Annotated in this window: 5 protein-coding genes; all 5 read left to right on the top strand. The window is 44.1% G+C overall.

Annotated elements, in window-relative coordinates; genetic code table 11:
• Window position 1: 1 nt before the first annotated feature.
• The 5 genes from SNE25_RS23995 (at window position 2) to SNE25_RS23975 (ending at window position 11,659) form a co-directional block, all read left to right on the top strand.
• On the top strand, window positions 2-3,580 hold the full coding sequence (locus tag SNE25_RS23995) for a malectin domain-containing carbohydrate-binding protein (protein ID WP_321561554.1): 3,579 nt from the start codon (window positions 2-4) through the stop codon (window positions 3,578-3,580).
• An 11-nt stretch (window positions 3,581-3,591) separates the two neighbouring features.
• Window positions 3,592-6,354, top strand: a complete 2,763-nt coding sequence (locus SNE25_RS23990; RefSeq protein WP_321561553.1) for a family 78 glycoside hydrolase catalytic domain — start codon at window positions 3,592-3,594, stop codon at window positions 6,352-6,354.
• A gap of 18 nt (window positions 6,355-6,372) precedes the next feature.
• The gene (locus SNE25_RS23985; protein WP_321561552.1) at window positions 6,373-7,500 is read left to right on the top strand and encodes a glycoside hydrolase family protein; all 1,128 of its coding nucleotides are present in this window, start codon (window positions 6,373-6,375) and stop codon (window positions 7,498-7,500) included.
• Window positions 7,501-7,553: 53 nt separating this feature from the next.
• Window positions 7,554-9,965, top strand: coding sequence for a beta-galactosidase GalB (gene galB, locus SNE25_RS23980; RefSeq protein WP_321561551.1), 2,412 nt, complete (start codon window positions 7,554-7,556; stop codon window positions 9,963-9,965).
• Between the two features lie 137 nt (window positions 9,966-10,102).
• Window positions 10,103-11,659: a sodium:solute symporter gene (locus SNE25_RS23975; RefSeq protein WP_321561550.1), complete on the top strand. Its 1,557-nt coding sequence runs from the start codon at window positions 10,103-10,105 to the stop codon at window positions 11,657-11,659.
• Window positions 11,660-11,672 lie beyond the last annotated feature (13 nt).

The following is an 11,672-nucleotide window of genomic DNA, read 5'->3' as shown; positions in this document are numbered from 1 at the left end:
AATGGGGGGAGGTATTGGGTACATAAAAACACGCGTTAGCGGGCTGAAACATCAGCTGGCTATTGTGCTTTTTATCGGTCTGCTGCCTGCTTTTATGCCGAATATCGCATCCGCTCAGCAAAATACACGGCAGGATATATTGCTCAACACTAACTGGCATACCATTGCCGATGAGCAAAATAGTAAAGCCTATGCAGGTTTTGAACAGGCGGGGTTTTCAACAAAAACCTGGCTGCCCGCAAATATACCCCATAACTGGGATACGTACGAAGGCTATCGCCGCCTGAAACATGGAAACAAACATGGGTATGCCTGGTACCGCAAGGTGTTTGCCTTACCGGTAAAGCAAACAGGCAAAAGATATTTTTTATGGTTTGAAGGCGTGGGTTCTTACGCAACGGTGTGGCTGAATGGCAGGCAAGTAGGTTACCATGCCGGCGGCCGCACCACTTTTACCCTTGATGTTACCGATGTTATAAAAGCGGGTAAGCAAAACCTGTTAGCCGTCAGGGCCGATCATCCAGCCTACATTAAAGATCTGCCGTGGGTGTGCGGGGGCTGCTCAGACGAAACCGGTTTTTCGGAAGGTTCGCAGCCTATGGGTATCTTCCGGCCGGTGCATTTGATAGTTACCAATCCCGTGCGGATTGAACCTTTTGGGGTACACATCTGGAACGATACCACCGTGTCGGAAAAATCAGCTACCCTCAACCTCGAAACAGAGATAAAAAATTATGGTAACCTGTCAGCAAATGTAAAAATTGTAAATATTTTGGTTGACGAGAAGGGGAAGTCAGTTGCGCAAACGGGCTCTACCGGCAATGTGGAGTCAGGAGATAAAATAGTGGTCAAAAATGCGCTGAAAAATGTTAAAAACATTCATTTATGGTCGTTAAATGACCCGTATTTATACAATTTGATCACGCAAATATGGGAAAATGGTACCCTGAAAGACCAAATCAAGACACCCTACGGTATCCGTTGGATCAGCTGGCCTATCGGTCGGAATAACGGCGACAACCGGTTTTACCTGAATGGAAAACCAGTCTTTATAAACGGCGTTGCCGAGTACGAGCACCTGATGGGAAAAAGCCAGGCTTTCAGCAATGCCGAGATCAAATCGAGAGTAACGCAGGTAAAAGCTGCTGGTTTTAATGCCTTCAGAGACGCGCATCAGCCTCATAATCTGGAATATAACAAATATTGGGATAAGCTGGGCATCCTGTGGTGGCCGCAATATTCGGCACATATTTGGTTCAATTCGCCTGAGTTCAGGGCAAATTATAAGGCTTTGCTGGTTGATTGGATCAAGGAACGCCGCAATAGCCCTTCTGTTATTTTGTGGGGTTTACAGAACGAAAGCAAGTTACCAACTGATTTTGCCCGGGAATGCAGCGAACTGATCCGCAAACTTGACCCAACAGCCTCATTCCAGCGCAAAATTACTACCTGCAACGGTGGTTCCGGCACCGACTGGGACGTACCTCAAAACTGGACAGGTACGTATGGTGGCAACCCGCTAACTTATGGCGAAGACCTTAAAAAACAGGTCCTGGTAGGCGAATACGGTGCATGGAGAAGCCTTGGTTTGCATACGGAAGGAGCTTTTAACCAAAACGGTCCGCTAAGCGAGGACAGGTTAAACCAACTGATGGAAACCAAAGTGCGCCTGGCCGAATCGGTTAAAGATCAGGTTGCAGGGCATTTTCAGTGGCTGTTATATTCGCACGAAAATCCGGGCCGCATACAAGGCGGCGAAGGGCAACGTGAGCTGGACAGGGTTGGCCCCATAAATTATAAAGGGCTGTTTACTCCCTGGGGGCAACCTACGGACGCATTTTATATGTACCGGGCCAACTATGCTCCAAAAGATAGGGGACCGATGGTTTACATTGTATCACATACCTGGCCAAACCGCTGGTTAACAGCAGGTAAAAAGGATAGCATAACTGTTTATTCCAATTGCGATGAGGTGGAGCTGTTTAACGATGTTGAGCATATTTCGCTTGGAAAAAAGAAGCGTGGCGGCGTCGGTACCCATTTTCAATGGGATGCGGTTGATATAAAATACAATGTTTTGTATGCTATTGGATATGTAAATGGGAAGGCGGTGACGCATGACCAGATCGTGCTTAATCATTTGCCAACTGCCCCGCATTTAAAAACAGCTATCCAAAACACTGTTTTGCTTAAACCTGCCGCAGGGTATAATTACCTGTATCGTATAAATTGCGGAGGCCCTGATTATAAAGACAGTTACGGAAATATATGGGTAGCAGACAAGCACCAGGACAATAAAAAACAAACCGGCTCATTAAGCTGGACTGACGATTATCCCGGCATGCCGGCCTTTTTTGCCAGTCAGCAGCGCACGTTTGATCATATTTCTGGCACTAAAGATGAAGCTTTGTTCCAGACATTCAGATATGGCATGGATAAGCTCAGGTTTAACTTTCCAGTACCGGATGGTGATTATCGAGTTGAATTCTATTTTACGGAACCTTGGTATGGTACCGGAGGGGGGATGGATTGCACCGGATGGCGCTTATTTGATGTAGCTGTTAACGGCATAACCAAAATTAAAAACCTCGATATTTTTAAAGAAGCCGGTTATGCTAATGCCATGAAGAAAACGGTCGCCGCTCACGTAACCGGTGGAACATTAACGGTTTCTTTCCCGGATGCTGAAGCTGGTGAAGCCATTATTTCAGCTATCGCGGTAAGTTCATTAAATCCTATAGCAAAATCGGGCATTTATAACCATGGTGTAATTGAGCAATTAAAAGCTGATAAGGGCTGTTCGGTACAAAGTTGGCTTGACATTGGGCAAAAACAATATGCAGATAACAAAATTACCTTTAGCAACCTGCCTCCGGTTTTATACGGTGCCGACTGGATCCGGACAAATAATATAAAATCCGTTTCATCAGCTTCCTTTAAAGTAAATGCCGACGCAGACGTTTTTGTAGCCATGGATGCAGATCCGCAACAACGGCCCGCATGGCTAAGTAAATATGAGGTAACAGGTCAGTTTGTAGAAACCGACGCCGATGGCGGGCACAAATTGGCAGTTTATCGCCAGCGATTTAAGAAAGGCGACCTTGTTTCATTGGGCGAAAACAAAGGTAAATACATGTACACCGTTATCGTACTGCCGGTAACTACATTAGAACCTGCTACCGATCTGCGTAAAACGGTTAGCTACAAAACCGAAACAGCCGAATTAAAGGGCGATGGGATAGTAAAAGATACTTTGAATGGTAAAAACGTAGTTCGCTTTACAAAAGATGGCAGTAATGGCGTATCGTTCCCGGTAACACCGGGTGTGGGCGCTATGTATGCCCTGCGCATTAAATATTATAACCAAACCGATAAAACTTTCACTGCAAAAATGCAGTTACTTGCCGCCGATGGTACGTTGATGAACGAAGAAAATATTAGCTTTAAGCCTGTACCTAAAAACAAATCGGGCACGGTGGCAACCACAACCGGCACAAGTATTAATGCAGGCAATTATAAACTGGTTATTACAGGTATACAGGCAACAGGCTTATGCATATCGGGTATTGAAATGCAGTAACTTATAACATCATGATCAAAAGAATTTATTTATTGCTGTTGATATTACCTGTGCAGTTATTTGCGCAGGGGATAAAAGTTATTAACCCGCAATGCGAATACAAGCAAAATCCGCAGGGTATTGAATCGGCATCGCCGCGGTTAAGCTGGGAGTTGGAAAGTGGGCAGCACAACGTATTGCAAACCGCATACAGGGTATTAGTAGCCGATGATGCTGATAAGTTAAAGAACAATACCGGTAATGTGTGGGATTCAAAAAAGGTGAGTTCGTCTGCTTCGTTGCAGGTGATCTATAAAGGCATAAAACTGCAGGCATCTAAAACATACTATTGGAAAGTGATGGTATGGGATAATCACCAGCAGGTTTCTGCATGGAGTGCAGCGGCCAATTGGCAAATGGGTTTGCTGAGTAAAACAGACTGGAATGGAGCCGACTGGATAGCGTATGATAAACTGCCCGATACATCAGCCATTGTTCCATTTTATCATGGCAGAGGTCCCAAAAAACTGGGCATGGCCAATGACGTATTACCGCTCATCCGTAAAACATTCAGTATCGGTAATCAACTTAAAAAAGCTACACTTTATATATGCGGATTGGGCCATTTTGACCTGAGCCTGAACGGCAAAAAGGTGGGCGACCATTTCCTCGATCCCGGATGGACTCAATACAACAAACAAGCGCTGTATGTGCCATTTGATATCACCAATCAGCTTATCGCAGGTCAAAATACCATAGGAGTAATGTTGGGCAACGGGTTTTATTATATCCCGCGCGATAAACGTTACCGCAAACTTACCGGCGGATATGGTCACCCCAAAATGATATGCAGGCTGGTGATGGAATATCAGGATGGAAAGACAGAGAATTTAGTGAGTGATGCCTCCTGGAAAACAGCGCCGGGTCCTATAACCTTTACCAGCATTTATGGTGGAGAAGATTATAATGCAAACCTGGAGCAAGCAGGGTGGAATGCCAATGGATTTAACGATAACCAATGGCAAAAGGCAATAGTTGTGGACGGGCCGTCTTTGTTAAATGCGCAAATGGCCGATCCGCTAAAGATCATGCAGGAATTTACTCCTGAAAGTAAAAAGCAGCTCAGTTCGGGTGAATGGGTATATGACCTCGGGCAAAACTTTTCGGGTATTCCACAAATTACCGTTCAGGGCAAAAAAGGCGATACGGTAAGGATCATTCCGGCCGAACTGGTTAATGCTGACGGGAGCGCCAATCAAAAAGCATCCGGTAACCCTCATTATTACAATTATATTTTAAAGGGTGATGGCTTGGAAACCTGGCAACCGCAGTTTACCTATTACGGCTTCCGGTATTTACAGGTTGAGGGTGCAACACCGCAAAATGAGACCAATACATCGCGTAAACCGGTAATAGTAGCTATAAAAGGTTTACATACCCGTAACGCCGCGGCTACTATGGGCAAATTTACCTGCTCAAATGAGCTGTTTAATCGGACTTTCAAGCTGATTGACTGGGCCATGAAAAGCAATATGGCTAGTGTATTTACCGATTGCCCTCACCGCGAAAAGCTGGGCTGGCTGGAAGAGGCGCATCTGGTTGGCAGTTCGTTACATTATAATTATGATATAACCGGTTTAACCCATAAATGCATCAATGATATGCGTATAGCGCAAACCGAGGATGGGTTGATTCCGGAGATAGCGCCTGAGTTTGTAAAGTTTGATGAACCTTTTCGCGATTCGCCGGAGTGGGGGAGTAATGCCATCATTTTGCCATGGTATGTATACCAGTGGTATGGCGATAAACAGGTATTGACCGAAAGTTATGATATGATGAAACGCTATCTCACTTATCTTGATAAAAAAGCAGAAGATCACCTGCTTTACCAGGGTCTGGGCGATTGGTATGATCTTGGGCCAAAGCATCCCGGTGTTTCGCAATTAACCCCTAAAGGTATCACTGCATCGGCCTTGTATTATTACGATCTGGATATTGCCGGTAAAATTGCGGTGATGTTAGGGAAAACGGAAGATGCTGCAGCTTATAAAAAACTGGCAGCACAAGTAAAATCAGCTTATAACAAAAAATTCTTCAATGCCGAAACCAAACAATATGGCAGCGGCAGTCAGGCTGCAAATGCCATGTCCGTTTATGCAGGCCTGGTTGAGCCGCAATATAAAACGGCTGTGGTGAACAACATTGTGAAAGATATCCGCGACCGTGGTAATAGCCTTACCGCGGGGGATATTGGTTACCGCTACCTGCTGAGGGTATTGGATGACGAAGGTCGCTCAGATGTGATATTTGATATGAATAGCCGTGATGATGTGCCGGGTTATGGCTATCAGCTGGCTCATGGGGCAACTGCTTTAACCGAATCATGGGCAGCACTGCCTTCTGTATCAAACAATCACTTTATGCTGGGCCATTTAATGGAGTGGTTTTATAGCGGGCTGGCAGGTATCCGCCCCGCGGATGATGCCATTGCGTTTAACAAAATTGAGATCAGGCCCGAAACAGTAGGGAATGTAACCTCGGCCAGTGCCAGTTACCAATCGCCTTATGGCACTATATCAAGCAGCTGGAAAAAGGCAGCGGGTAAGTTTGAACTGAGCGTAAGCATCCCCGCAAATACTACTGCTACCATCTGTCTGCCGGTGAATAAAACTGCTTTGATTACCGCGGACGGGCAAAATATAAAAAGCAGGAAAGATATGAAGTTTATAGGTTACCGTGACGGTAAAGCACTGGTTAAGGCCGGTTCTGGTAATTACACCTTCACTGCCAGGTAAAACGATTGTAAGAAAAGTATGAAATACACATTTAAGCACATTTTATTATTGGTTTGCATCATAGCATCAGTTAAAGCAAACGCGCAAACCCAGGCTAAAACTGTACCCGATAAGGTAATGCAGGATATATATCAGCAGGTAAAGACACCTTATAAGTATGGATTGGTTATAGTGCCCGACAGCAATTCGAGAAAAGCCGACTGCCCAAGTGTTTTCAGAAAAGGGAACAAGTGGTACATGACCTACATTATATTTAATGGCCGGGGTTATGAAACCTGGCTGGCCGATAGTAAAGACCTGCTGCACTGGAAAACCCAGGGCCGCATTTTGTCTTTTTCTGACACTTCGCAATGGGACGGTAACCAGAAAGCTGGATATATAGCCTTACAGGATTATAAATGGGGAGGCTCTTATGAGTTGCAAAAATATCAGGATAAGTATTGGATGTCATATTTCGGAGGACATAGCACCGGGTATGAAAAAGGCTTGCTGTCTATCAGTATAGCCTATACCGACAAAGATCCGGGCACCGTTCATGATTGGCAGCGATTAGGGCATCCGGTATTGTCAAGTACCGACGCCAACGTAAGCTGGTGGGATAATCATACCCAGTACAAAGAAACCGTAATATGGGATAAAACGAAACTTACCGGGCATCCTTTCGTAATGTATTACAATGCCAATGGCGATAGCGTGAACAAAAAGCGCGGAGCCGAGCGTATAGGCATGGCCGTATCTGATGATATGCTGCACTGGCAGCGTTTTGGTAAAGATCCGGTGCTGAATCATGGCGACGGCATTACCGGAGACCCTTACATTCAAAAGATAGGTGACGTTTATGTGATGTTTTATTTCGGGGCTTTCTGGAAAACCGGTACATCGGGCGTGTTTAACCGCTTTGCAGCCTCTTACGACCTGGTGCACTGGACGGATTGGACTGGAGAAAAGCTCATTGAATCGTCAGAACCTTATGATAATATGTTCGCCCATAAATCATTCGTGGTGAAATATAAGGGTGTGGTTTATCACTATTACTGCGCGGTTAACAAATCAGATCAGCGGGGTATTGCGGTGGCTACGTCTAAAGATATGGGTAAAAGTGAGTTGAATTTCGTAACACCACCGGTTAAAAAGAAGAAACAATAAATGAAGGATGTAGAGACGTATCACATGCGCCTCGTACGAGTTAATATAAGTTTATGAATTACCGCTATTTTTTATTGTTGATCTGGTTTAGTTGTGCAATCACGGTACAGGCCCAAAATACACGCAAAACCGAGAATTTTGATGCCGGATGGAAATTCTTTTTGGGTGATGAACCCCAGGCAAAAAATACTGCATTTAACGATGCCAAATGGCGCAATTTAAATTTGCCTCATGACTGGAGTATTGAAGGACGGTTTGATGCAAAAAATCCAACCACACAAGCCGAAGGTGGTTTACCTGCGGGCATAGGCTGGTACAGGAAGAGCTTTACAATTCCTGCTTCTGCAAAAAACAAGAATGTGTTTATTGATTTCGATGGGGTATTTCATAACAGCGAGGTTTGGATAAACGGGCATTATCTTGGTAAACGGCCAAACGGGTATATATCCTTTCGGTATGATCTTAGTAAATACCTGAAATTTGGCGGGCAAAATACCCTTGCTGTAAGGGTAGATAACACCGATCAGCCAAATTCGCGCTGGTACACCGGCTCAGGTATTTACCGTAATGTTTGGCTGGCAACAACTGCCAAAACCTACCTTACCAATTGGGGTACGTTTATAACTACCCCGCATGTTGATGAAAAATCAGCGGAGATAGCCCTGAATGTAGCTGTACATCAATCGCCTGCAATAAATAAAAAATTAGCTGTTCAAACCGTAGTATATGACGCCGCAGGGAAGCTGGTTGTACAAAAAATATCGGCCATAAATAACACTACTGATACGGTTGTTACCGTTGACCAATCGTTGCAGGTAAATAATCCACGTTTATGGTCTGTTACCGATCCATACCTGTACAAAGTAGTGGTAAAAGTGTTGGAAAACGGCAAAGTAGTTGACGACCATACCACACAAACAGGCATCCGCTATTTTAATTTTGATGCTGATAAAGGGTTTAGCTTAAATGGCAAACCCATGAAAATATTGGGTGTATGTATGCACCATGATCAGGGGGCTTTGGGGACTGCGGTAAACATACGCGCTATTGAGCGCCAGCTGCAAATATTAAAAACTATGGGTTGCAATGCTATTCGCACATCTCATAATCCGCCTGCTCCGGAACTGCTTGACCTGTGCGACAAGATGGGCTTTTTGGTAATGGACGAGGCTTTTGACATGTGGAAGAAAAAGAAAAGCAAGTTCGACTATCACCAGGACTGGGATCAGTGGCATGTGAAGGATTTGCAGGATCAGGTGCTGCGTGACCGCAACCATCCTTCCATATTTGTCTGGAGCATTGGTAATGAGATCAGGGAACAGTTTGATAGTACAGGTATTAGCATTGGCCGCGAGCTGGTTGGCTTGGTGAAACAATTGGATAAAACAAGGCCGGTTACTTCGGCGCTGAGTGATGCTGATCCTAAAAAGAATTTTATTTATCAGTCAGGAGCGCTTGATCTGGTTGGATTGAATTATCACCAGGAAGTTTATGCTGATTTTCAGAAGAATTATCCGGGTCAAAAATTTATTGCAACCGAAAATATGTCGGCACTGGCTACTCGCGGGCATTATGATATGCCGTCAGACAGCATCAGGCGCTGGCCAAAGGATGGTAAAACGCCTTTGAAAAATGGCAATGCTGATTTTACCGTATCGGCCTATGACAATGTATCGGCTTATTGGGGTTCAACTCATGAAGAAACGTGGAAGATCATTAAGAAATATGATTTCCTGTCGGGATTATTTGTGTGGACGGGATTTGATTACATAGGCGAGCCAACACCGTATTTGTGGCCGGCACGCAGCTCTTACTTTGGGATAGTTGATCTGGCAGGCTTCCCCAAGGACGTTTATTACATGTATCAGAGCGAGTGGACAAACAAGCCTGTTTTGCACCTGTTGCCGCACTGGAACTGGAAACCTGGCCAAACCGTTGATGTTTGGGCCTATTATAATAATGCCGATGAGGTAGAAGCTTTTTTGAATGGCAAATCATTGGGCATCAGGAAAAAGAACGGCGATGATCTGCATGTAATGTGGCGGGTTAAATATGAACCAGGCATATTAAAAGCAGTTTCGCGCAAAAATGGTAAGATTGTTTTAACAACACAGGTTGCCACAGCCGGCGAGCCTTACCGCATACAGCTTAAAGCCGACAGAATAAACCTAAAAGCCGATGGCAAAGATCTATCTTTTATCACCGTATCAGTTCTGGATAAAAACGGCAATCTGGTGCCCAATGCCAATCAGCTTATTAAATTTAAGGTAAGAGGTAGCGGTATATTAAAAGCCGTTGATAATGGATCGCAAACAGATCTTGACCCTTTTGCGGGTAACGAGCACCGTGTATTCAATGGTTTAGGGCTCGCTGTTATACAGTCAAAAATAAGGGCTGGATCTATAACAATCAGTGCAGCGGCCGATGGATTGCAACCGGCTCAAATTAGTGTTGCAAGCCGTTAGCAGTTGTAAAGCCAAATGATAATATCATACAATACCCTGAAAAAATATTATATGAAAGGGCAGTAGTACAATACTACATTTGCCTATACAATAGTAAACCACTATATATAAATCTTAATGAAAATCCAATTTAAAGCATGAAAGTGTTGCCTGTGCTCGATTTTACCATTATAGGTATTTACCTGATCGGGATGGTATTGGTTGGCTTTTATTTTTCGCGTAAAAATAAGAATGCCGAACAGTTTACCATGGCATCAGGTTTAATACCGGGTTGGGCTATCGGGCTTTCTATATATGCCACATTTTTAAGCAGTAACACTTTTTTGGGCGTGCCGGGCAAGGCATACGGTGGTAACTGGAATGCTTTTGTCTTTAGCCTGTCGATGCCGTTGGCAGCATGGGTAGCGGTAAAATATTTTGTACCATTTTATCGTGGTACCGGGGAGATATCAGCCTATACTCATTTTGAAAAACGCTTTGGCCCGTGGGCACGTACTTATGCAGTTGTTTGCTTTTTATTAACACAGTTGGCCCGTATGGGATCGGTATTTTTTGGTATTGCATTGAGTCTTCAGGCGCTTACCGGCATATCTATGAAAATGATCATGCTGATCATGGGAATTGCCATTATCCTGTACACTGTATCGGGTGGAATAAAAGCAGTAATATGGACAGAGGTAGTACAGGGAATTATTAAAACATTGGGCGCTATATTAATTATCTATCTGGTAGTTACCAACATACCTGGCGGCTTTACAAAGATCATGGATATTGGCAAGGCCGATCATAAATTTAGTTTGGGCGATTTCTCCCTTAATTTTACCGGGCCAACTTTTTGGGTGGTGTTGTTTTACGGGTTCTTTATCAATCTCAATAACTTTGGGATGGATCAGAACTATATACAACGTTATCATGCTGCTAAATCAACCAAAGAGGCTGCAAAATCGGTATGGTTGTGTGTGTGGATATATGTGCCTGCATCGTTTCTGTTTTTTGTGATAGGCTCCTGTTTATATGCCTATTACAGTCAGCACCCCGATCTTATTTTAAGCATAAAACATCAGGCGGCTATAGAGCGCCTGCCTTTAACAGCTACACCCGAGCAGATTAGCGGTTTAATGACCAAACTAACACCAGCCGATTATGGAGATAAAATAATGCCGCATTTTATGGTAACTAAAATACCTGCGGGATTGGTTGGTATTATCGTAGCGGCCATATTATCAGCAGCCATGAGCACTATTAGCTCAGGTATGAATTCATCAGCAACGGTTTTTACAGTAGATATCTACAAGCGATACTTTAAACCTCAGCTTAACGAAAAGCAAACACTTAATTTACTGCACATTGGCACTGTAATATTCGGATTAGCGGGCATGGGAGCGGGGATAGCCATGATAGGTGTAAAAAGTATACTCGATTTATGGTGGCAGCTTTCGGGCATATTTGCCGCGGGTATGCTTGGGTTGTTTTTGCTGGGTATCATTAGCAGGCAAACCCGCAACCATGAGGCCATCATCGCTACACTGATAGGGTTAGTGGTTATTTTGTGGCTCACATTCCCAACAATTATTCCTGATGAATACGCGTCACTCCGCAGTACTTTAAATACCAATATGATTATTGTGGCGGGTACGCTCACTATTTTCCTTACGGGAATACTATTAACCAAAACAAGGCAGCTTTCGATGTGAAAATTTGTTAAAA

It is taken from the genome of Mucilaginibacter sabulilitoris, assembly GCF_034262375.1.
Classification (GTDB): Bacteria; Bacteroidota; Bacteroidia; order Sphingobacteriales; family Sphingobacteriaceae; genus Mucilaginibacter; species Mucilaginibacter sabulilitoris.
Note: the sequence above shows the minus strand (reverse complement) of the source record. Positions and strands in the feature narration are given on the sequence as shown.